The sequence below is a fragment of the Herbaspirillum robiniae genome, from assembly GCF_002213415.1.
Lineage (GTDB): Bacteria > Pseudomonadota > Gammaproteobacteria > Burkholderiales > Burkholderiaceae_D > Herbaspirillum > Herbaspirillum robiniae.
Window position 1 is genome coordinate 63,846 of record NZ_NJGU01000008.1, and the last position, 22,096, is coordinate 85,941.

General features: G+C 66.3%; 20 protein-coding genes. 7 read left to right on the forward strand and 13 right to left on the reverse strand.

The features are described 5' to 3' along the window. Window positions 1-91: 91 nt before the first annotated feature. Genes CEJ42_RS15580 through CEJ42_RS15590 form a run of 3 tightly spaced genes read left to right on the forward strand, consistent with a single transcriptional unit; the run spans window position 92 to window position 3,577 of the window. Window positions 92-1,357, forward strand: coding sequence for a YeaH/YhbH family protein (locus tag CEJ42_RS15580; protein WP_088751707.1), 1,266 nt, complete (start codon window positions 92-94; stop codon window positions 1,355-1,357). Continuing rightward, on the forward strand, window positions 1,354-2,883 hold the full coding sequence (locus tag CEJ42_RS15585; RefSeq protein WP_079217913.1) for a SpoVR family protein: 1,530 nt from the start codon (window positions 1,354-1,356) through the stop codon (window positions 2,881-2,883). Before CEJ42_RS15580 ends, CEJ42_RS15585 begins: the two co-directional genes overlap by 4 nt. Before the next feature lie 40 nt (window positions 2,884-2,923). Continuing rightward, window positions 2,924-3,577, forward strand: a complete 654-nt coding sequence (locus CEJ42_RS15590; protein WP_079217912.1) for an LON peptidase substrate-binding domain-containing protein — start codon at window positions 2,924-2,926, stop codon at window positions 3,575-3,577. Between the two features lie 21 nt (window positions 3,578-3,598). Here CEJ42_RS15590 and CEJ42_RS15595 read toward each other — a convergent pair whose 3' ends face one another. From CEJ42_RS15595 to metH, 4 genes are all read right to left on the reverse strand, one after another. Next, complete coding sequence (locus tag CEJ42_RS15595) at window positions 3,599-4,291, reverse strand: MarC family protein (protein WP_079217911.1); 693 nt, start codon at window positions 4,289-4,291, stop codon at window positions 3,599-3,601. Between the two features lie 107 nt (window positions 4,292-4,398). Then, the gene (locus tag CEJ42_RS15600) at window positions 4,399-5,580 is read right to left on the reverse strand and encodes an MFS transporter (protein ID WP_079219295.1); all 1,182 of its coding nucleotides are present in this window, start codon (window positions 5,578-5,580) and stop codon (window positions 4,399-4,401) included. A gap of 371 nt (window positions 5,581-5,951) precedes the next feature. Next, the gene (locus CEJ42_RS15605) at window positions 5,952-6,245 is read right to left on the reverse strand and encodes a WGR domain-containing protein (RefSeq protein WP_088751708.1); all 294 of its coding nucleotides are present in this window, start codon (window positions 6,243-6,245) and stop codon (window positions 5,952-5,954) included. Window positions 6,246-6,374: 129 nt separating this feature from the next. Next, window positions 6,375-10,118, reverse strand: a complete 3,744-nt coding sequence (gene metH / locus CEJ42_RS15610) for a methionine synthase (RefSeq protein WP_088751709.1) — start codon at window positions 10,116-10,118, stop codon at window positions 6,375-6,377. 191 nt (window positions 10,119-10,309) lie between these two features. Here metH and CEJ42_RS15615 point away from each other — a divergent pair, with 191 nt between their 5' ends. Further along, window positions 10,310-10,891 (forward strand): phosphorylase family protein, encoded by a 582-nt coding sequence (locus CEJ42_RS15615; protein WP_088751710.1) that lies wholly within the window; start codon window positions 10,310-10,312, stop codon window positions 10,889-10,891. Between the two features lie 77 nt (window positions 10,892-10,968). On the opposite strand, the gene CEJ42_RS15620 is transcribed toward CEJ42_RS15615, so the two are convergent. Then, on the reverse strand, window positions 10,969-11,850 hold the full coding sequence (locus CEJ42_RS15620; protein WP_088751711.1) for a dimethylarginine dimethylaminohydrolase family protein: 882 nt from the start codon (window positions 11,848-11,850) through the stop codon (window positions 10,969-10,971). 70 nt (window positions 11,851-11,920) lie between these two features. Beyond that, window positions 11,921-13,147, reverse strand: coding sequence for an ornithine--oxo-acid transaminase (rocD, locus tag CEJ42_RS15625; RefSeq protein WP_079217906.1), 1,227 nt, complete (start codon window positions 13,145-13,147; stop codon window positions 11,921-11,923). Window positions 13,148-13,312: 165 nt separating this feature from the next. Between rocD and CEJ42_RS15630 the strand changes: the two genes are divergently transcribed. The 3 genes from CEJ42_RS15630 to CEJ42_RS15640 all read left to right on the forward strand — a co-directional run bounded on the left by CEJ42_RS15630 (window position 13,313) and on the right by CEJ42_RS15640 (window position 15,078). Then, window positions 13,313-13,777, forward strand: a complete 465-nt coding sequence (locus CEJ42_RS15630; protein WP_079217905.1) for an Lrp/AsnC family transcriptional regulator — start codon at window positions 13,313-13,315, stop codon at window positions 13,775-13,777. Between the two features lie 155 nt (window positions 13,778-13,932). Beyond that, a complete protein-coding gene (locus CEJ42_RS15635) occupies window positions 13,933-14,544 on the forward strand; it encodes a cysteine hydrolase family protein (RefSeq protein WP_088751712.1) in 612 nt (203 codons plus the stop codon). 63 nt (window positions 14,545-14,607) lie between these two features. Then, window positions 14,608-15,078, forward strand: a complete 471-nt coding sequence (locus CEJ42_RS15640) for a cupin domain-containing protein (RefSeq protein ID WP_088751713.1) — start codon at window positions 14,608-14,610, stop codon at window positions 15,076-15,078. Between the two features lie 64 nt (window positions 15,079-15,142). Here the strand turns inward: CEJ42_RS15640 and CEJ42_RS15645 are convergent, their stop codons facing one another. The 7 genes from CEJ42_RS15645 to CEJ42_RS15675 form a co-directional block, all read right to left on the reverse strand. Further along, the gene (locus tag CEJ42_RS15645) at window positions 15,143-16,048 is read right to left on the reverse strand and encodes a LysR family transcriptional regulator (protein ID WP_088751714.1); all 906 of its coding nucleotides are present in this window, start codon (window positions 16,046-16,048) and stop codon (window positions 15,143-15,145) included. A 63-nt stretch (window positions 16,049-16,111) separates the two neighbouring features. After that, window positions 16,112-17,065 (reverse strand): methionyl-tRNA formyltransferase, encoded by a 954-nt coding sequence (gene fmt, locus CEJ42_RS15650; protein WP_088751715.1) that lies wholly within the window; start codon window positions 17,063-17,065, stop codon window positions 16,112-16,114. Between the two features lie 41 nt (window positions 17,066-17,106). Beyond that, the gene (locus tag CEJ42_RS15655) at window positions 17,107-17,913 is read right to left on the reverse strand and encodes an SDR family oxidoreductase (RefSeq protein WP_088751716.1); all 807 of its coding nucleotides are present in this window, start codon (window positions 17,911-17,913) and stop codon (window positions 17,107-17,109) included. Between the two features lie 96 nt (window positions 17,914-18,009). Further along, complete coding sequence (locus CEJ42_RS15660; protein ID WP_079217899.1) at window positions 18,010-18,705, reverse strand: thiol:disulfide interchange protein DsbA/DsbL; 696 nt, start codon at window positions 18,703-18,705, stop codon at window positions 18,010-18,012. Between the two features lie 119 nt (window positions 18,706-18,824). Continuing rightward, window positions 18,825-19,475 carry an SPOR domain-containing protein gene (locus CEJ42_RS15665; RefSeq protein ID WP_088751717.1) on the reverse strand — a complete coding sequence of 217 codons (651 nt, stop codon included), beginning with the start codon at window positions 19,473-19,475 and terminating at the stop codon, window positions 18,825-18,827. 29 nt (window positions 19,476-19,504) lie between these two features. Next, window positions 19,505-21,238 (reverse strand): arginine--tRNA ligase, encoded by a 1,734-nt coding sequence (gene argS / locus CEJ42_RS15670; RefSeq protein WP_088751718.1) that lies wholly within the window; start codon window positions 21,236-21,238, stop codon window positions 19,505-19,507. Between the two features lie 172 nt (window positions 21,239-21,410). Continuing rightward, window positions 21,411-21,956: a DUF6622 family protein gene (locus tag CEJ42_RS15675; RefSeq protein ID WP_338064260.1), complete on the reverse strand. Its 546-nt coding sequence runs from the start codon at window positions 21,954-21,956 to the stop codon at window positions 21,411-21,413. Window positions 21,957-22,096 lie beyond the last annotated feature (140 nt).

Sequence of the window (22,096 nt, forward strand, 5' to 3'; positions counted from 1 at the left end):
GGCGGCCCGATGCCGGCGCGCGTCGCAGCGAGCCTTCGGCGCGCCCCTCGCCTTGGTGCGACAGGCCGCCGACCACTAGCAGGAGAACCGAGTGCTGCATCAGATCATCGACCGCAGGCTAGCTGGCAAGAACAAGAGCATTGCCAACCGGGAGCGCTTCCTGCGGCGCTTCAAGGGGCATATTCAACGTTCGGTGGCGGACGCCGTGCGCGACCGCAGCATCACCGACCTCGACAAGTCCAAGAGCATCAGCATCCCGCGCAAGGATGTCTCCGAACCCTTCTTCCATCACGGCAAGGACGGCCGCCGCGAGGCGGTGCATCCGGGCAACGAGGATTACCTGCAGGGCGACCGTATCCCGCGCCAGGGCGGCGGCGGGGGCGAAGGCGGCAGCAGCGCCAGCAATGACGGCGAGGGCCAGGACGACTTCAGCTTCGAACTCACGCGCGAAGAATTCATGCATTACTTCTTCGAGGACCTGGAGCTGCCGCGGCTGGTGGAAACCAACCTGCTGACGGTGCCCAACTGGAAGAACATGCGCGCGGGCTATTCGGTGGACGGTTCGCCCACCAACATCGACATCGTGCGTTCGCTGCGCAGCTCGCTGGGACGCCGCATCGCGCTGGGCGCGCCGCTGCAGAACAAGCTCGACGAACTGGAACTGCAGCTGGCCGAACTGAACCGCGATCCCAACGAGCACCTGGCGGAGATCAAGCTGCTCGAGGAAGAGATTCACCACGTGCGCTCGCGCATCTGGCGCATTCCCTTCATCGATCCGTTCGACCTGCGCTACGTCAATCGCGTGCGCCAGCCGCAGCCGTCCTCGCGCGCCGTGATGTTCTGCGTGATGGACGTGTCGGGCTCGATGGACGAGCAGCGCAAGGACTTGTCCAAGCGCTTCTTCATCCTGCTCTACCTGTTCCTGACCCGCAACTACGAGCACATCGAGGTGGTCTTCATCCGCCACCACACGCGCGCCGACGAGGTCGACGAGAACACCTTCTTCCACTCCCAGGAAAGCGGCGGCACCGTGGTTTCCAGCGCGCTGGAACTGATGCACGACATCATCACCAAGCGCTACTCGCCCAGCGAGTGGAACATCTACGGCGCCCAGGCCTCCGACGGCGACAACTGGAACGACGACTCGCCCAAGTGCCGCGACATCCTGGAGAACAGCATCCTGCCGCTGACGCGCTACTTCGCCTACATCCAGGTGGCGGAGCCGGAACAGAACCTGTGGACCGAATACCTGCAGCTGATCGAATCGCACCCGCACTTCGCGATGAAGAAGGTGCAGTCGGCCGCCGAGATCTACCCGGTGTTCCGCGAACTCTTTGAAAAGCAGGTGCACGCATGAATACCCGCTTCAAGTACGATCCGCTGCCATGCCCGTCGGACTGGAGCTTCGACCTGATCGAGCGCTACAACGACGAGATCGCGCGGGTGGCCAAGGGTTACCAGCTGGATATCTATCCGATCCAGCTGGAGATCATCTCGGCCGAGCAGATGATGGACGCCTATGCCTCGCACGGCATGCCGGTGAACTACCGGCACTGGTCCTACGGCAAGCATTTCATGCTGACCGAGCGCGACTACAAGCGCGGCCAGATGGGCCTGGCCTATGAGATCGTGATCAACTCCGATCCCTGCATCGCCTACCTGATGGAAGAGAACACGATGACCATGCAGGCGCTGGTCATCGCTCACGCAGCCTACGGCCACAACTCCTTCTTCAAGGGCAACTACCTGTTCCAGCTGTGGACCGACGCCAGCGCCATCATCGATTACCTGGTGTACGCGCGCAACTACATCGCCGAGTGCGAGGAGCGCCACGGCTTCGAGCGCGTCGAGGAGCTGCTGGACTCCTGCCATGCGCTGATGAACTATGGCGTGGATCGCTACAAGCGCCCGCAACGCCTCTCGCTGTCCCAGGAGCAGGCGCGCCAGCGCGAGCGCGAGGCGTACGCGCAATCGCAGGTCAACGAACTGTGGCGCACGCTGCCGGCCAAGAAGGAGGCCGCGGCGACCCAGACCGAAGAACGCTATCCCGCCGAACCGCAGGAGAACCTGCTGTATTTCGCCGAGAAGAACGCGCCGCTGCTGGAGCCCTGGGAGCGCGAAGTGGTGCGCATCGTGCGCAAGGTCGGGCAGTATTTTTACCCGCAGCGCCAGACCCAGGTGATGAACGAAGGCTGGGCGACGTTCTGGCATTACACGCTGCTCAACACCCTGTATGACCAGGGCCGGCTGACCGACGGCTTCATGATGGAGTTCCTGCATTCGCACAGCAACGTGGTGTTCCAGCCGCCCATCACCAAGCCCTACTACAACGGCATCAACCCGTATGCGCTGGGCTTCTCGATGATGAGCGACATCCGCCGCATCTGCGAGAACCCCACCAGCGAAGACCGCGAGTGGTTCCCCGACATCGCCGGCAAGAACTGGCTGGAGACGCTGCACCATGTGATGCGCAACTTCAAGGACGAGAGCTTCATTGCCCAGTATCTGTCACCCAAGCTGATGCGCGACATGCGCATGTTCGCGGTGCTGGACGACGAGGCGCGCAGCGAGATGGAAGTCTCGGCCATCCACAACGAGCGCGGCTTCCAGTACGTGCGCCAGGCGCTCTCGCGGCAATACGACATCAACCACCGCGAGCCCAACATCCAGGTCTGGTCGGTCAACACGCGCGGCAACCGCAGCCTGACGCTGCGTCACTTCCGCAGCGACGGCCGTTCGCTGGGCGAGAGCACCAACGAAGTGCTGCGCCACATGGCGCGCCTGTGGCAGTTCGACGTCTACCTTGAGAGCGTGGACGACAACGGCTACATCGTGCAGCGCTACGAATGCGTGGCCGAGAACCGGTATATGCTGCGGCCATGACCGCGACGCTTTCCTTCACAACGGCGCGGCGGAGCTGAACATGCCCGCCGCGCCCGCCACACCCCGCCCGCCGATCTCGGCGCAGACCATCCCGCTGTTCCCGCTGGCCAGCACGCTGTTCCCGGATGGGCGGCTGCCGCTGCAGATCTTCGAGGTGCGTTACCTGGACATGATCGCCAAGTGCATCGCCGAAGGCAGCGGCTTCGGCGTGGTGGCGCTGACCGAGGGTGCGGAAGTGCGGCGACCGGGACAGACCGAGCGCTTCGTCGGCGTCGGCACGCTGGCCAGGATCCGTGAATGGTCGACGCCGTCGGTGGGCCTGATGCGCATCGCATGCAGCGGCGCCGAAAGATTTCGCATCCTGCAGGCCGAGCAGCAGAAGCACGGCCTGTGGACCGCGGAAGTGGAGATCATGGAAGCCGACCACGCGGTGGCCATCCCCGACGAACTGAAGAACACCGCGCAGGCGCTTGAACACCTGCTGCAGTCGGTCATGCGCCAGGGCCTGCCCGAGGGCGAGGTGCCGATCGCGCAACCGTTTCGCCTCGACGACTGCGGCTGGGTCGCCAACCGCTGGGCCGAGATGATGCCGGTGCCGGTGGAGATCAAGCAGAGCCTGCTGGCGTTGGACAATCCCCTGCTGCGCCTGGAGCTGGTGCAGGATGCGCTGGATGAACTGGGCTGGCTGAAATAATCCGGCGCGAAACGATCGCGCCTACGGCGCCACGCCGCTGATGCCGGCCTCGGCCAGCAAGGCCGACATGCCCGACCAGAAGATCTGGATGCCGATGCACAGCAGGATGAAGGCCGACAGGCGCAGCACCACCATCGTGCCCAGGCGCCCCATCAGCTTCACCAGCTTGTGCGCGTAGTTGTAGCACAGGAAAATCGCCATCGCCGTCAAGGCCGCGCCCAGCGCGGCGCTTCCCACCGAGATCACCCAATCCAGCAAGCGCGTGGGCGTGTTCGCGCCCAGCGTGATCGACGCCGCGATGGTGCCCGGGCCGACCGTCAGCGGAAAGCTCATCGGATAGAAGCTGCGCGCCTTGATCTCGTCGTCGGGCAGGTCTTCATCGTCGTAGGTCTTGGCGACCTGGTTGGGAATGGAGCTGTCCTGGCTGTTGTCGTTGAGCAGCTTCCAGCCCGACACCGCCACCAGCAGGCCGCCGCCCACCCGCACGATGGGCAGGGAAATCCCGAAGAACGTCAGCACGTGCGAGCCGATGAAGATCGCTGCCACCAGCATGAACCAGCAATTGATCGCAACCTGGCGCGCGATGCGCTTTTCGGTGCTGCGGCTGACGTTGCCCAGCAGGTTGGCGAACACCGGCGCGATGCCCAGCGGGTTCAGGATCGGCAGCAGCGTGATCGGGATCAGGACGACGGCTTTGAGGAAGAGGATCAGCATGGCTGTGGCGGCGGGACGTTGTTCGAATTTTCTGTTGAAGTCATCTGCGCACAGCGTAGCCGAAAGCGCCGTGGCTGCCAACCGCAGCCACGACGCCGAACCGGCGCTCAGGCCGCCTTCAGTCGCGCGCCGCGCACCCGCGTCAGCAACAGGAAGGCGATGGCGAAGTTGAGCAGGTTCCAGCCGATGCCGTTGGCGAAGGCCGCATGATAGGAACCGGTCATGTCGAAGATCTTGCCCGACATCCAGCCGCCGATGGCCATGCCGAACATGGTGGTCATGATCACCGCGCCCACGCGCTGCCCGGCTTCGGCCGCCGGGAAGTACTCGCGCACGATGATGGCGTAGGACGGCACGATGCCGCCCTGGAACAGTCCGAACAAGGCCGAAATCACGTACAGCGACGCCAGGCTGTCGAACGGCAGGAACAGCAGCAGCGACACGCCCTGCAGGAAGGAGCCCAGCAGCAGCGTGCGCAGCCCGCCGATGCGGTCGCAGATGGCGCCCGACACCAGCCGGCTGACCACGCCGCAGGCCAGCATCAGCGACAGCATCTGCGCGCCGCGCGCCGGCCCGTAGCCGAGGTCGCCGCAGTAGGCGACGATGTGCACCTGGGGCATGGCCATGGCCACGCAGCAGGCGATGCCGGCCACGCACAACAGCAGCTGCGCCGCGCCGGGGGACAGGCCGAACGGCCGGTTGCCGGCAGCGGCGCGGGCCGCGCCCGCGGTGGCCATCTGCGCCGGAGGACGCGCGCGCATCAGCAGCGCCAGCGAACACATCACCGCGGCGCACACGATGCCCAGGCCGATATAGGTCTGGCGCCAGCCGACCGCCTCGACGAAATGCTGGACGATGGGCGGCCAGATGGCGCCGCCGAGATAGTTGCCGCTGGCGCATACGGCCACCGCGATGCCGCGGCGCTTCAGGAACCAGAGCGAGGTATCGGCCACCAGCGGCGAGAACGTCGATGCCGTGCCCAGGAGGCCGATCAGGATACAGTGCGCCGCCATGAAGGCCCAGATGTTGGGCGCCAGCGCCGCCGCGATGAAACCGCCGCCCAGGCAGGCGCCGCCCAGCAGCAGCGGTTTCATGATGCCGGACCTGTCGGCCATGCGGCCCATCATCATGCCGCCCACGCCCACGCCCAGCATGGTCAGGGTGTAGGGCAGCGAAGCCAGCCCGCGGTCGACGCCGAAATCGGCCTGCACCGCCGGCAGCACCACCGCCATCACGTACATGCCGCTGGCGCCGACGATCATCAGGATCAGCGTGATGAACAGCCGCATGGCGGCGTAAGGCGAGTCGACCTGATGCCGGCCGGCGGCCTGGCTGGATGGGCTGGAATCCACTGTTTGTCTCCGTGTTCTTGTATTGGGCCTGGGTGGCGCGTCGCTTGTTATTGTCGTTTCGGCATCATGCCGGACGGGATGGGGACGCGAGCGGGACAGACTAACACGGGGGAATTTCTCTTGCTGGGGGCGCCGCTGCGGCGCGGCCGGCGATGCTGCACGACCCACGCCCCACGACGCCGGGCGCCGGCGGCGTTGACGATCGGGCCGCCCCGCGCCTTGCCGCCCTGCCGCGCACAAGACGCCCGCCAACAAAAAAGCCGCCTTGTTACAGGCGGCCTTGTCGGCAATTCAAGCGGGAAGCGGCCTTACAGCCAATGCGAACGCACGTGATAAGGGTGCACCTGGTCGTACCCGCTGCGCTCCTTCTTTTCCGCGATCTTCTGCAGCATCTGCAGCCCGGCCTCGTGGCCGTCCACCACCAGGCGCTTGCCGCCGCCGCGCTGCCGGGAACCGCCCCAGGTCTGGGTCAGGATCCAGTCGCCCAGCAGATCCTGGCCGAGATCGACCGTAAAGGTGGTGCGCGCCTGGTCGGAGAAGTGCAGGCGCGTCGCCCCCGTGACGGGCAGCGAATGGGTGGCGTTGTCGGCGGAATCGATCATTTTGCTGGATGATAGCAGGACGGCGGGCGAGGATGATAGCAGGACGGCAGCCGAATTCAAGTCCGGGCCGACGGCTTGCAACACTGCGGCAAACCCGCCGGCCCGGCGTCCAAAACCGGCAACGACGCCTTACAGGTTCGGCGCCAGCCAGCGCTCGACTTCATCCTTGGGTACACCGCGCCGCTGGGCCATGTCGTCGACCTGATCCTCGCCGATCTTGCCCACCACGAAATACTTGGACTGCGGATGGGCGAAGTAGAAGCCCGATACCGCCGCGCCGGGGAACATGGCATAGGACTCGGTGAGCTGCATGCCGATTTCCTCGCACTGCATGACGCGGAAGGCATCGACCTTGACCGTATGCTCCGGGCAGGCCGGATAACCCGGCGCCGGGCGGATGCCGACGTATTTTTCCTTGATCAGATCGACGTTGGACAGCTGCTCGTCCGGCACGTAGCCCCACAGGTCCTTGCGCACGCGCTCGTGCAGGTATTCGGCGAAGGCTTCTGCCAGGCGGTCGGCCAGCGCCTTGAGCATGATGGACGAGTAGTCGTCGTGCGCGTCCTCGAAGCGCTTTTCGTGCTTCTCGATGCCCAGGCCGGAGGTCACGGCAAACAAGCCGATGTAATCCTTGATGCCGGATTCCTTGGGCGCGATGAAGTCGGACAGGCACTGGTTCGGGCGCGCCACGCCATCGACCACCGGCTTCTCGGTCTGCTGGCGCAGGCCGTAGTAGGTGAAGGCGACCTGGCTGCGGGTGTCGTCGGTGTAGATCTCGATGTCGTCGTCGTTGACGGTATTGGCCGGCAGCAGCGACACCACGCCGTTGGCGGTCAGCCAGCGGCCGTCGACGATCTTCTTGAGCATCGCCTGCGCTTCGGCGAACACCTTGGTGGCGGCCTCGCCCACCACTTCATCGCTCAGGATGGCCGGATACGGGCCAGCCAGATCCCAGGTCTGGAAGAACGGGCCCCAGTCGATGTAGTTGGCCAGCAGGCCCAGGTCGACGTTCTTGAACACGCGGCGGCCAATGAACTTGGGCTTGACCGGGGCGTAGTCCAGTTTGGTCTTGTTGGCGCGCGCGGCGGCCAGCGCCAGCATCGGCGCCGCCTTCTTGTTGGCGTGCTGCTCGCGGATGCGGTCGTAGTCGGTGTTGATGTCGGCGATGTACTGGTCCTTCTGCTCGGGCGTGAGCAGCGACTGCGCCACCGACACGGCGCGCGAGGCGTCAGGCACGTAGACCACCGGGCCGTCGTAGTTGGGCGCGATCTTCACCGCCGTGTGGGCGCGCGAGGTGGTGGCGCCGCCGATCAGCAGCGGCATCTTCACGCCGGAAAAATACGGGTCGCGCTGCATCTCCTTGGCGACGTAGGCCATCTCTTCCAGCGAGGGCGTGATCAGGCCGGACAGGCCGATGATGTCCGCGTTCTCTTCCTTGGCACGGGCCAGAATCTGCGAGCACGGCACCATCACGCCCATGTTCACCACCTCGAAGTTGTTGCACTGGAGGACCACGGTGACGATGTTCTTGCCGATGTCGTGCACGTCGCCCTTGACGGTGGCGATCACGATCTTACCCTTGGGCTTGGCGACCACGCCGGTCTCGATCTCGAGCTGGCGCTTTTCTTCCTCGATGAAGGGCACCAGGTGGGCCACGGCCTGCTTCATCACGCGCGCCGACTTGACCACCTGCGGCAGGAACATCTTGCCCTGGCCGAACAGGTCGCCGACCACGTTCATGCCGTCCATCAACGGGCCTTCGATGACGTGGATGGGACGTCCGCCCGAGGCGGCCACCTTCTGGCGCGCCTCTTCGGTATCTTCCACGATCCACTGCGTAATGCCGTGCACCAGCGCGTGCGACAGGCGCTGCTCCACGCTGCCGTTGCGCCACTCCAGCGTGGCTTCTTCCTTCTTGTCGCCGGCCTTGAGGGTGGCGGCGATCTCGATCATGCGTTCGGTCGCATCCGGGCGGCGGTTCAGCACCACGTCTTCCACCGCCTCGCGCAGTTGCGCCGGCAGGTCGTCGTAGACGCCGATCATGCCGGCGTTGACGATGCCCATGGTCATGCCGGCCTTGATGGCGTGATACAGGAACACGGTGTGGATCGCCTCGCGCGCCGGGTCGTTGCCGCGGAAGCTGAAGGAGACGTTGGAGACGCCGCCGCTGATCTTGGCGTAGGGCAGGTTGTCGTGGATCCAGCGGGTGGCTTCGATGAAGTCGACCGCGTAGTTGTTGTGCTCCTCGATGCCGGTTGCCACCGCGAAGATGTTGGGGTCGAAGATGATGTCTTCGGGCGGGAAGCCGACCTTGTCCACCAGCAGGCGATAGGCGCGTTCGCAGATCTCGATCTTGCGGGCGAAGGTGTCGGCCTGGCCAACCTCGTCGAAGGCCATCACGATCACCGCAGCGCCGTAGCGGCGGCACAGCTTGGCCTCGTGCAGGAATTTCTCTTCGCCTTCCTTCATCGAGATGGAGTTGACGATGGACTTGCCCTGCACGCACTTCAGGCCGGCCTCGATGACTTCCCACTTGGAGGAGTCGATCATGATGGGCACGCGCGCGATGTCGGGCTCGGAGGCGATCAGGTTGAGGAAGCGCGTCATGGCGGCGACCGAGTCCAGCATCGCCTCGTCCATGTTGATGTCGATCACCTGGGCGCCGTTCTCCACCTGCTGGCGCGCCACGGCCAGGGCCTCGTCGTATTGCTCATTCAGGATCAGGCGGGCGAACGCCTTGGAGCCGGTGACGTTGGTGCGCTCGCCGACGTTGACGAACAGCGACTGCTCGTTGATGGTGAACGGCTCCAGGCCGGACAGGCGCATCTCGTGCGTGGCCTCGGGAATCTTGCGCGGAGCGATCGAGGCGACCGTCTCGGCGATGGCCTTGATGTGCGGCGGCGTGGTGCCGCAGCAGCCGCCGGCCACGTTCACGAAGCCGCTCTCGGCGAACTCCTTGAGCAACGCGGAGGTGACGTCCGGCGTCTCGTCGAAGCCGGTGTCGCTCATCGGGTTGGGCAGGCCGGCGTTGGGATAGATGCAGACGAAGGTGTCGGCGATCTTGGACAGCTCTTCCGCGTAGGGGCGCATCAGCGCCGCACCCAGCGCGCAGTTCAGGCCCACGGTCAGCGGACGCGCGTGGCGGATGGAGTTCCAGAACGCGGTCACGGTCTGGCCCGACAGGATGCGGCCGGAGGCGTCGGTGACGGTGCCGGAGATCATGATCGGCAGGCGCTTGCCGGTCTCGTCGAAGAAGGTGTCGATGGCGAACAGCGCGGCCTTGCAGTTCAGGGTGTCGAAGATGGTCTCGACCAGCAGCACGTCGGCGCCGCCCTCGACCAGCGCGCGGGTCTGCTCCAGGTAGGACGCGACCAACTGGTCGAAGCTGACGTTGCGCGCGGCCGGGTCGTTGACGTCCGGCGAGATCGAGGCGGTCTTGGGCGTGGGGCCGAGGGCGCCGGCGACAAAGCGCGGCTTGTCCGGCGTCGAATACTTGTCGCAGGCGGCGCGCGCCAGCTGGGCCGACTTCAGGTTCATCTCATAGACCAGATGGGCCATGTGATAGTCGTCCTGGGCCACGCCGGTGGCGCCGAAGGTGTTGGTCTCGATCAGGTCGGCGCCGGCGGCCAGGTACTGCTCGTGGATTTCCTGGATGATGTGCGGCTGGGTCAGCGACAGCAGTTCGTTGTTGCCCTTGACGAACAGCTCCTTGCCGGGAACGCTGAAGTCGGCGAAACGCTCGCCGCGGTAATCTTCCTCGGTCAGCTTGTATTGCTGGATCATGGTGCCCATGGCGCCGTCGAGGATCAGGATGCGCCTGGACATCAGGTCGCGCAGCAGCAATTCGGTCTGGCAGAGTTCGTTCGGCTTCATCTGGCGTTCTTCTCTTGTTTCGGCAAAAATGCGGCCCGTGTCGTCCCGGATCGCCGGGACAAAAAAACCGGCCGTCGGAAGACCGGTTTCATGGGCGAAAATAGACGTAAATTATACGTCAACGCCGCGCCGCTCCCCGATTTCAACCCGGCTCGCGGCTTTCGCAAAACATTTCAAAAAAGCAATTTTTCATGCCAACCAGCCCTATCCTCATCCTCACCGCCCTGCCCAACGAACTCGACGCCGCCGACGCACCGGCCGGCGTGGACGTCGTCTACTGCGGCGTGGGCAAGGTCAACGCCGCCCTGTGCGCGGCCCAGGCCATCATCGAGCGCCGGCCGCGGCTGGTCATCAACTTCGGCACGGCAGGCAAGATCGATCCGCTGCACGACGGGCTGCTGGAAATCTCGACCGTGCTCCAGCGCGACATGATGGCCATGCCGCTGGCCCCGCGCGGGGTCACGCCGCTGATGCCGCAGCACGAGCAGCCGGCGCGGCTTGAGTCCGGCCATCCGGGCGTGGTGTGCGGCACCGGCGACAGCTTCGTCACCGCCGCCGACGACTGGCTGCTGCAACAGGAGGTCGACCTGGTGGACATGGAGCTGTTCGCCATCGCCCGCGTGTGCCGCCACTTCGGCGTCCCCTGGCGCGCCTTCAAGTTCATCACCGACGGCGCCGACGACGAGGCGGCGATGGACTGGGAAGCCAAGGTGCATCTCGGTGCCGAGCTGTTCTGGCGGCACCTGCCGCAGGTGCTGGCGCAGCACGGCTGACGCCTGCACCCAATCCCATGACAAAGGCCTCGCCGCAGATGACGGCGAGGCTTTTTTTACCGGCATGGCATGTCGGGTCAGGCGCTGCGCCGCTCCTTGGGCTCGCCGCGCATCGGCGCATTGGCCGCGCGCCGACGCGGCTCGGTCAGCTTCAGCGTCAGGCATTTGGCGGCGCCGCCGGCCTTCATGAACTCCGACAACGGCGTCTCGTGGACCTCGAACCCGGCCTGCTCCAGCCTGGCGCGCAGCGCCGGCGAGGCGCGGTTGAGAAACACATGGCCGGCGCTGTTGACGGTATTGCAGGCGAAGGCCAGGGCGTCCTCCTCGCCCACCACGATGCGGCGATGTTCCGGCACCCGCGCGGCGATGGCCTTTTGCGAGGCGGCGTCGAAGGCGGTCGGGTAGTACATCAGGTAGCCGCCCGCCAGCGGGCAGAAGCAGGTGTCCAGGTGGTAGAAGCGCGGATCGACCAGTTGCAGCGACTGCACCTCGATCTCCAGCCAGCCGGCGATCAGTGGCGCGGCGCGCACATCGGTGCGATGGCCATAGCCCATCCACAGCAGCTCGGCCTGGCGGTCCAGCAGGGCGTCGCCGGCGCCTTCGAAGGGAATGTGCGCAGGCATGCTCAGCACGCGCAGGCCCTGCGACTCGAACCAGGCCTTGAAGCGCGGCTCCTCGTCCTGGCGCTCGACATGGCGAAAGCGCGAGAGCACTACCGCATCTTCCAGCACCAGGCCGCCGTTGGCGGTGAACACCATGTCCGGCACGCCGGCCGCGGCAGGCATCTCGCGCACCTGCGCCACCTGCGCCAGGCCGTCCCGCAGCGCGCGCCACTGGCGCTGGGCCAGCGACAGGTCGGCATGCGCGACATTGCCTTCCATCCAGGGATTGATCACGTACGACACCTCGAAGTGCGCGGGCGGGCACATGAGGAAGGCTTCGTGGCGTTGCTGTTTCATGTTTGTTCTCCTTGTTGGCGTGGATCTGGTGCTTCTGCGACCGTCGATGCCGGATTCAATGCATCCGGCGTCATGCGTGGTGGTGCGGCAAACCCTGGAACACGTCGCGGATGGCCTGCAGGGCGAAATCGGTTTCTTCCGAGCCGATCACCAGCGGCGGCGCCAGGCGCACCACGGTCTCGTGGGTTTCCTTGCTGAGCACGCCGCAAGTCATCAGGCGCTCGCAGAAGGTGCGCGCGCGGATGAAGCGCGGGTCCAGCTCCATGCCCAGCATCAGGCCGCGCCCCCGTATCTCGCGCAGCGCCGGATGCTGGATGCGGCGCAGGCCCTCGGCCAGGCGATGGCCCTGCTCGCGGGTGTTGGCGAACAGCTCGCCGTCCTGCAGCAGGCCCAGCGCTTCGTATCCGACCGCCGCCGACAATGCATTGCCGCCGAAGGTGCTGCCGTGGTCGCCCGGCGCAAATACTTCCATGACCTCGTTGCTCGCCAGGAACGCCGACACCGGCAGCAGACCTCCGCCCAGCGCCTTGCCCAGCACCAGGCCGTCGGGCCGGATACCCTCGTGGTCGCAGGCCAGCAACTTGCCGGTGCGGCCCAGCCCGGTCTGCACTTCGTCGCAGATCATCAGCACGCCGTGGCGCGAACAGATCTCGCGGCAGCGGCGCAGGTAGCCGTCCGGCGGCGTCACGATCCCCCCTTCGCCCTGGATCGGCTCCACCAGGAATGCCACGGTATGCGGCGTGATGGCCGCCTCCAGCGCCTCGGCGTCGCCGAAAGGCACGCTGTCGAAACCGCCGTCGAAGGGGCCGAATCCGTCGCGGTATTGCGCCTCCGATGAAAAGCCGACGATGGTCGTGGTGCGCCCGGCGAAGTTGCCCCGGCACACCACGATGCGGGCCTGTCCGTCAGGCACGCCGCGGCGCCGATAGCCCCATTTGCGCGCGGCCTTGATGGCGGTCTCGACCGCTTCGGCGCCACTGTTCATCGGCAGCGCGCGCGGCATGGCCGTCATCTCGCACAGCCGCTGCAGGAACAGCCCGAGCCGGTCGCTGTAGAAAGCGCGCGACGTCACCGCCAGCCGCCGCGCCTGTCCGGCCAGCGCGGCCACCAGCCGCGGATGGGCATGGCCGAAGCTCACCGCCGAATAGGCCGACATCATGTCCAGGTAGCGCCGCCCGTGGTCGTCCCACAACCAGACGCCTTCGCCCCGGCTGAGCACCACCGGCAGCGGCGCGTAGTTGTGCGCGCAGTAGCGCTCTTCCAGCTCGACGTGCGGATTGCTGATGCGTGCGTTCATGACGCCTCCCTGCAGGACTTGGCGGAGCGCTTCCTGTGTAGAACGCAACGCAGCCCCGCGGTTCATTGCATGAATACATGATAGGTTCATTCACCGGAAATTTCTTTTCGTTTTTATTCTCAATTTACTTAAAATACGCAAGATTCTTTCTTCACGGCTGCCATCATGGAAAAATTCGATCGTTTCGACCGCATCATCCTGGAAACCCTGCAGGCGAACGGCCGGGCCAGCAACGTGGAGTTGTCCGAACGCGTGAACCTGTCGCCGCCACAGTGCTATCGGCGGGTCCAACGGCTGGAACAGGAGGGCGTCATCCGCGGCTACGCGGCGCAGGTGGAGCCGGCCGCGCTGGGCCTGGGCGTGATCGCCTTCGTCAGCCTCAGCCTGGCGCGCGAGCAGTTCAAGCAGGTGCGCAGCGTGGAAAAGGCGATCCGGCAGTTTCCCGAGATTCTGGAGTGCTACACCATCTCCGGCGACTTCGACTATTTGCTCAAGGTGGCGGCGGCGGACCTGAAGAGCCTGTCCGCCTTTCTCACCGACCGCCTGATGCAGGTGCCCGGCGTGGCCGGCGTGCGCTCGATGGTGTGCATGGAAGAGATCAAGCCGGCCAGCCCGCTGCCGGTGCCGTGACGACCCGCCGCGAGCTGTTGCGGTAGTGTGATGCCCGCAAAGACCGGGCTTTGATTTGTGCCGTGCGCGCACAAATATTGTGGCCGCCCGCTACTGTCGCCGTCGCGCCGGCTTGCCTATGCTGCGTCCTGTCCTTAACCCGCCAGGAGCATCGCATGCCACACCCGACCATCATGACCATCACCGGCGCCTGCGCCCCGGTCTCGCTTGACGCCGCCAGCACCGCGCTGCTGGTGATCGATTTCCAGAACGAATACTTCAGCGGCCGGATGCCGATCCCCGACGGCAGGCAGGCGCTGGAGCAAGCCCGGCGCCTGGTGGCGCTGGCCGACCGGCACCTGATGCCGGTCTATCACGTGCAGCATGTGACGCCGCCGGGCACGCCGATCTTCGCCGCAGACAGTCCCGCCGCAGCCTTCCATCCGGAGCTCCAACCGGCGCCCCACCACCGGATCGTGCAGAAGTCCAACGTCAGCGTGTTCCAGGGCACCGACATCGATGCGCAGCTCAAGTCGGCCGGCGTCAAGACCCTGATCATCGCCGGCCTGATGACCCACGCCTGCGTCGCCGGCGCCGCCCGCGATGCGGCGCCGGCGGGCTTCGAGGTGATCGTCGCCGCCGATGCATCGGCCACCCGCGACATCGACCTGCCCGGCGGCGGCACCGTCGGCCACGCGGAACTGCACCGCGCATCGCTGGCGACCATCGCCGACACCTTCGGCGCGGTCATGCGCACCGACGCCATCCTCGACCTGCCGGTGCGCTGATCGCCATAGCAGGCGCGTCACCCGATCGCGGATCGCCATACGACAACCACCAGGACACCCCTCATGCATCGCATCACTGCAATCGCCCTGATCACCGCCGCCCTGGGCGCGGCCTTCATAATGGCCACACCAGCCGCGCAAGCGGAGAAGCAGCCGCACGAAGCGGCGCCCCGGCCGCTGGTCTCGTTCCCGGCCGCCCAACTGACCTGGCGCGAACTGCCGGGCAGCGGCGGCATCCAGGTCGCGGACGTGCGCGGCAGCCTCACCGGAAAGGGCGCGTACGAGGCCTTCGTGATCTTCCCGGCCGGCAAGGACAATCCCTATCACCTGCATACCCGCAACCTGCCCACCGTGGTCATCAGGGGCAGTTTCTACGCGGTCATCGACGGCAAGCGCAGCGACTATCCGGCGGGCTCGTTCTACAACTTGCCGGCCGGCATGCCGCACTACAGCGGCTGCGCGAAGGGCGAGGATTGTCTGCTGTTCCAGTACCAGTCGGACCACTTCGACATGGTCCCCGTCGACGGCAAGTAGCCGCCGGCAAGCAAGCAGAAGCAGACGAAAAAAACCGCGGACGTCCGCGGTTTTTTTTCCCGAATCAGCAATGCCAACGGAATTGCGCGTAGTACTCGCTGACGAAATCGATGAAGGCGCGCACCTTGGGCGACATGTGGCGGTTCTGCGGATACAGCGCATAGAGATCGCGCGACTGCAGCTGGTAGCCGGGCAGCAGCTTCACCAGGTCGCCGCGCCGCAGGTCTTCATGCACCACGAAGGACGCCGACGCGGTGATGCCCATGCCCGCGCGCACCGCGTCGCAGACCACGATGCCGGTATTGGCCTGCAGGTTGCCGCGCACGGCGACGCTGAGCAGTGCGCCGGCGGGGTCGGTGAAGCTGAGTTCGGTGGTCTGCAGCGCCAGCGAATAGGCGAGATAGTTGTGCCGCACCAGGTCGGCCGGAACCGACGGCGTGCCGTGCCGCTCCAGGTAGGAAGGCGCCGCCACCAGCACCATGTCGCTGACCGACAGGCGCCTGGCCATCAGCGTCGAATCCGGCAGCGTGCGGGTGATCCGCAGGCCGACGTCGAACTCCTCGGCGATCAGGTCGACGAAGCGGTCGTTGCACACCAGGTCGATTCTCAGCTCCGGATAGCGGCGCATGAAATCGGGCAGCCACTTGCCCACTTCCATCGTGCCGAACACCATCGGCGCGTTGATGCGCAGCAGCCCGGACGGATGATTCTGATGGTGCTGCACCATCAGCGTGGCGTCTTCGACCTGGTCCAGTATCTGCACGCAGCGCCGGTAATAGGCCAGCCCCACTTCGGTCAAGGCGAAGCGCCGCGTGGTGCGGTTGAGCAGCTGCGCGCCCAGGGTCTCTTCCAGCCAGCGCACCTGGCGCGAGACCACGCTGTGCGACATGTCCAGCGCCTCGCCCGCGCGCGAGAAACCGCCGGCGTCGACCACCTGCCGGAACACGCGCATCGCTGACAACTGGTCCATGACTCCCCCGATTTGAAATGACTGTGCGGCAGCTTCGGGCGCGCCGTCCTGCGCCGCCTGTCCTTAGTTGAAGCGGGCGCCCTCCAGCGCAAACCCTTTCAGGAACTCCGATGCGGGCAGGCGCTTGCCGCCCGGCTTTTGCAGCTCGGTCAGCAGCAGCGCGCCTTCGCCGCATGCCACCACGATGCCGCCCTGGGCATCGGCCGACAACACCTCGCCCGGCGCGCCGGATTGCGCCACCGTGACGGGGCGCGCCTGCCACAGCTTGATCACCGTCTCGCCAACGCGGCCGGTGGCGCCCGGGAAGGGATTGAAGGCGCGGATGCGGCGCGCCAGCTGTTCGGCGCCCAGGCTGAAATCGAGCGCGGCCTCTTCCTTGGCGATCTTGGCGGCGTAGTTGGCGCCCTCCTCCGGCTGCGGCACGGCCGGCAGCTGTCCCAGCTCCAGCCTGGCGATCGCCTCGACGATCATCTTGCCGCCCAGCGCGGCCAGCTTGTCGTGCAGGCTGCCGGTGGTGTCGTCGTCCGCGATCGGCAGGCTCTCGATCAACATCATCGGTCCGGTATCCAGGCCCTCTTCCATCTGCATGATGGTGATGCCGGTCTCGGCGTCGCCGGCCTCGATGGCGCGATGGATGGGCGCGGCGCCGCGCCAGCGCGGCAGCAGCGAGCCGTGGATGTTGATGCAACCCAGGCGCGGGATGTCCAGCACGCTCCTGGGCAGGATCAGGCCGTAGGCGGCCACCACCATGATGTCGTGCGGCGTGGATTGCAGCAGTGCATGCGCCTGCTTCGCCACCTCGGGATACTTGCCGTTCAGGCGCAGCGATACCGGCTGCGCCACCGGCGTGCCGTGCTTCTGCGCGCATTGCTTGACCGGCGAGGCCTGCAGCTGCATGCCGCGGCCGGCCGGGCGATCGGGCTGGGTCAGCACCAGCGTGATGTCATGGCCGGCGGCATACAGCGCCTCGAGCGCGACGGCGGCGAATTCCGGCGTGCCGGCAAAGATGATCTTCATAGGAGACTCCGGGCGCGGCGAGCGATGTGCCGCCGCGAAAATTACAGGTTGCGCTGCTTGTGCGGGGCGCGCGCGAAAGCCATATCGTACAGCCAGTTCGGCGCCATCCTCAGCAGCTTGGCGACCACGCCCATCTGCCAGGGAATGACGCGATAGCTGACGCCGTCCTCGATGCTCTGCCGCGCGCGTTCGGCGAATGTGTCGACCGGCATCAGGAAAGGCATGCGGTAGTGGTTGACCTTGGTCATCGGCGTGTCGATGTAGCCGGGGGCGATGGTCACCACCCTGATGCCCGAGGCGCGCAGCTCCACCCGCAGCGATTCGCAATAGCTGATCATGGCGGCCTTGGAGGCGCTGTAGGCTTCGGCGCCGGGCAGGCCGCGGATGCCGGCCACGCTGCCGATACCGACCAGCCGGCAGCGGCGGCGCTGGTCTTGCGGCCGCGCCTTCATGCGCGCCACGAACGGCGTGAAGGTGGCGAAGGCGGCGGTGACGTTGACGGCCATGATGCGTTCGAAAGCGGCCAGGTCTTCCTGGTACTCGGTCAGCGTGCCTTGCGAGATGCCGGCGTTGGCGATCACCACGTCGGCGCCGTCGAATTCATCCATGAAGGCGTCGGCCGCCGCCTGCAGCGCCGCGTGGTCGGTGACGTCCAGCGCGTAGATGCGATGCGACTGCGCATCGGGCAGGCTCTGGCGCAGCGCCTCCAGCTCGGCCGCGCGCCGCGCCACCAGTCCCAGCACCGCGCCCTGTTGCGCATAGGCGCGCGCCAGCGCCATGCCGATGCCGCTGGAGGCGCCGGTCAGGAAGACCCGCTGCCGCGCCGCATTGCCTTGATGTGCCGCCATGCCTGCTCCCGTCGTCGGTATTGATTGGTTTGAATGGCTGGAAATGAAAACGGTCCGCGGCCTTGCGGACGCGGACCGTTCTGCGGTCTGGGGCGATTACTTCTTCTTGCCGCCGGCCGCCTTCTCGGCGGCAGCCTTGGCGATCAAGTGATCCATCACCTGCAGCGCCGCGGCCTGCTGCATCGACTCCGGCTGGTTGGCCAGCGCCACGCCGACCACGGCCGGCGAAGTCACGTAACGGCCTTCGATGGCGATCATCGGCACGCCGTCGACCTTGTAGGCTTCCTGCAGCTGGGCTGCGCGACGGGCCTTGGTCTGCACGCCGAAGGAGTTGTACAGGTCCTGGAATTTCTGCTTGTCGACGCCGACCTTCTCGATGTACGCCAAGATGGTCTTGTCGGTATTGACGCGCTGGCCTTCGACGTGGATGGCCTGGAAGATCTTCGGCACCAGGTCTTCACGCCCCATGGCTTCGAGCGTGTAGTACAGCTTCTGCTGCGGCACGAAGCTGTCGCGGAAGGCCACCGGCACCTTCTTGAAGTTGATCTTGTCGCCCTGCTTCTTGACCCATGCGGTCAGCGAGGGATCCCAGGCCGCGCAGTGCGGGCAGTCGAACCAGAAGAACTCGGTGACCTCGACCTTGTTGCCGGAGTCGGTCGGCTGGGCCTGGTCCAGCACACGGTAGTCGGTGCCGACCTGCGGATTGGCCGGCGAAGCCGACGCATTCACGCCGGCCGACAGGGCCAGCACGCCAAAGCTGACCGCCGCCAGCAGCTGTTGATAGAAACGCATGAAATTACCCTTCTCTGATGGATATTCGACAAGGGCCGGTGTCCTGCCGCGGCCCCGGAGCACCCTCGACCCGGCTATCCCCTGACACCGGATCGGGCGCGCCCCTGATGTTTTACAGATTACCTGGGAATGCGGACGATCGCCGCATCGACCCCGTTATCAGACAGCTTGCTGCGCGTGCGGTTCATCGCCTCGGCATGGTCGAAGGGACCGATGCGTACGCGGTACAGCACGCCGCTGTCGGCGGTGCGTTCGGTGACCTTGGCTTCGAAACCGAGCAGCGCCAGCTTGGCGCGGGCGCTTTCGGCATCGTTCTGGTCGCGGAAGGCGCCGGTCTGCAGGAAGTAGGTCCACTTGTCGTCGGCGGCGTCGTTCTTGGCCGAAGCGGAGGCCGACGGCTTGGCGTCGGCCGCCTTGGACTCAGCCTGTTTGGACGGCGCCGGCGTCGGTGCGGGCGCCGGCGTCACCGGGGCGGCCGGCTGGGCGGCGGCGGTGTTGGGCGGCACCGGCGTCTGCGACTGCTGCTGCTCCTTGGCCGCTTCGCGCGCGATGTCGCGGTTGCCGTACAGCGGACGGTTCGGGTCGGCCGCCTGCGCCGGCGTCGGATCCGCGCGCTCGGGGCGCACCACCTTGTTGACGAAGGGAATGGGCGACTTGGTGATCATCAGCGCCACGCCCACGGCAATGCCCAGACCGACGATCAAACCCAGGATCAGGCCCAGCAGCGTGCCGCCGGCCTGCTTGTGATGTTTCGCGTTCAACTGTTTCACGTTTCTCTTTTAGCTTAGCGGCTTGATGTTTACATGCGGGCCGGCGCCGACACGCCCAGCAACGCCAGACCATTGCGCAGCACCTGGCGGGTGGCGGCCAACAGGGCCAGGCGCGCGGACCTGGTTGGGACATCGTCGACCAGCACGCGTTCCGCATTGTAGTAGCTATGCAGTTCGCCTGCCAGATCGCGCAGGTAGAAGGCGACCTGGTGCGGACCCAGCTCGGCCAGCGCGTGCGCCAGCATTTCCGGGTACTCGGCCAGCTTGGCCAGCAGCGTGGCTTCGCGCGGTGCGGTCAGCGGCGACAGGTCGGCCACCGACTTGAGCTCGTCCTCGTTGCCGCCCCACTTGCCCAGCACGGTGCAGATGCGCGCGTGGGCGTACTGCACGTAGTAGACCGGGTTTTCGTCGGACTGCGCCAGTGCCAGGTCGACGTCGAACACGAACTCGGTGTCGGCCTTGCGCGAGATCAGGAAGAAGCGCACCGCGTCGCGGCCGCGGGTCAGGTCGCGCGGCTCGCCCTCGACCGCCTCGCCGGCCGACCATTCGATCAGGTCGCGCAGCGTCACGTAGGAACCGGCGCGCTTGGAGATCTTGACCTCCTCGCCGTTGCGCATGACGGTAACCATCTTGTGCAGCACGTAGTCGGGGTAGCCCTGCGGGATGCCCACGCCGGCGGCCTGCAGGCCGGCGCGCACGCGGGCGATGGTGCCGTGGTGGTCGCTGCCCTGGATGTTGATGACCTTGCCGTAGCCGCGCTGCCATTTGTTGATGTGATAGGCGACGTCGGGCACGAAGTAGGTATAGGTGCCGTCGGTCTTCTTCATGACGCGATCCTTGTCGTCGCCATAGTCGGTGGTGCGCAGCCACAGCGCGCCGTCCTGCTCGTAGGTCTTGCCGGCCTTGACCAGCGCGTCGACCGCGGCGGCCACCTTGCCGTCGGCGTACAGGGAGGACTCGAGATAATAGTTGTCGAACTTCACGCCGAAGGCCTGCAGGTCCAGGTCCTGCTCGTGGCGCAGGTAGGCCACGGCGAAACGGCGGATCGACTCGATGTCCTCGACGTCGCCGCTGGCGGTGGCGGGCTCGCCGTCGCTGGCGGAGACGGTTTTCTTGTCCAGGAAGTCGCGCGCGATGTCGCCGATGTAGTCGCCGTTGTAGGCCGACTCCGGCCACTGCGCGTCACCCGGCTTGAAGCCGCGGGCGCGCGCCTGCACGGAGGTGGCCAGCGTGGAAATCTGCACGCCGGCGTCGTTGTAGTAGAACTCGCGCAGCACGTCGTAGCCCTGCGCGTCCAGCAGCGACGACAGCGCATCGCCCAGCGCGCCCTGGCGGCCGTGGCCCACGTGCAGCGGACCGGTCGGGTTGGCCGAGACGAACTCGACCAGCACCTTCTTGCCCTCGCCGGCGCGGCTCCTGCCGAAATCGTCGCCCTGCTCGTGGATGACCTTGACCACCGCCTGCTTGGCGGCGGCGGCCACGCGCAGGTTGATGAAGCCGGGGCCGGCGATCTCGGCCGACTCGACCAGCCCGGTGCGGGCCGGATCGGCCATCACCGCGGCCACGATGGCCTGCGCCAGTTCGCGCGGGTTCTTCTTCAGCGGCTTGGCCAGCTGCATCGCCACGTTGCAGGCGATATCGCCGTGCGAGGCGTCGCGCGGACGTTCCAGCGTGATGGTCGGCTGCAGCTCGGTGCCGGCCAGCAGCGGCTTCAATGCGGACGAGAACAGGTCGGAGATGCTTTGTTTCTGTTGTGCGAGCATGGGAGTGACGGGTAAAGCGGAAGCGGCCGCGGCGCCAGGCTGCAAGCCATGCGCCGCGCGGAGGAATCGCTTGAAATTGGTTGAGCAGCCGAGATTATACCGGCTTGCCGCGCCGCTTTGCGCCCGAAGGGCATGCCTTGCCCGCCTTTTTGCGCCGTCGCTCCCGCCAGGCTCAGCCGGCGACGGGCGGCGTGTCGCCCGCGCCGGACAGCGCGCGGCGATAAAGATGCAGGATTCGCAACAAACGGCCGGCGAACACGCCCGCGAACATCCCGTACAGCGCCGCCTGCGGCAAGGCGAACCAGGGGTCCGCCGCCAGCTGCGGATGCAGGGCCAGCGCCACGGCCGCCGCGTATTTCACGCCGAAGATGCCGATGGTCAGCAACAGCGGCTGCCAGCTGCCGCGCTGGGCGATGCGGTGGTTGGCGGTGTCGACCCGGATCGCGGCGGCGGCGCGGCTGCTGAAGCTGAGCCAACCCGTCGCCAGCAGCGTGGCTGCGCCCAGCAGGGCATTGCCCGGATGCGCGCCGAAGCTGAGCAGCAGGCCGGAAAGCGACAGCCCGAACATCACCACCGGCACGGCCAGCGCCTTGAAGAGCGGGGTTTCGCGGTCGCGCGTGGCCTGCCAGCCGCGGTACAGCAGGAAGGCCAGCAGCGGCCAGACCCACAGGGGCGTATGAGAAATGATGCCGGTGATCATGGAAGGCTCCTGTTCGATGTGGACACGTCAATGGATGAACGGAAGCAATCGTAGTGGGCCCGCCGGCCGGCGCCCAGCGCTTTGCGACGAAACGCCGCAAACGCGGCGGCAGATGCGCCGGCAGGCCGCCAGGCGCGGCCGCGTGATAGACGGCCCCG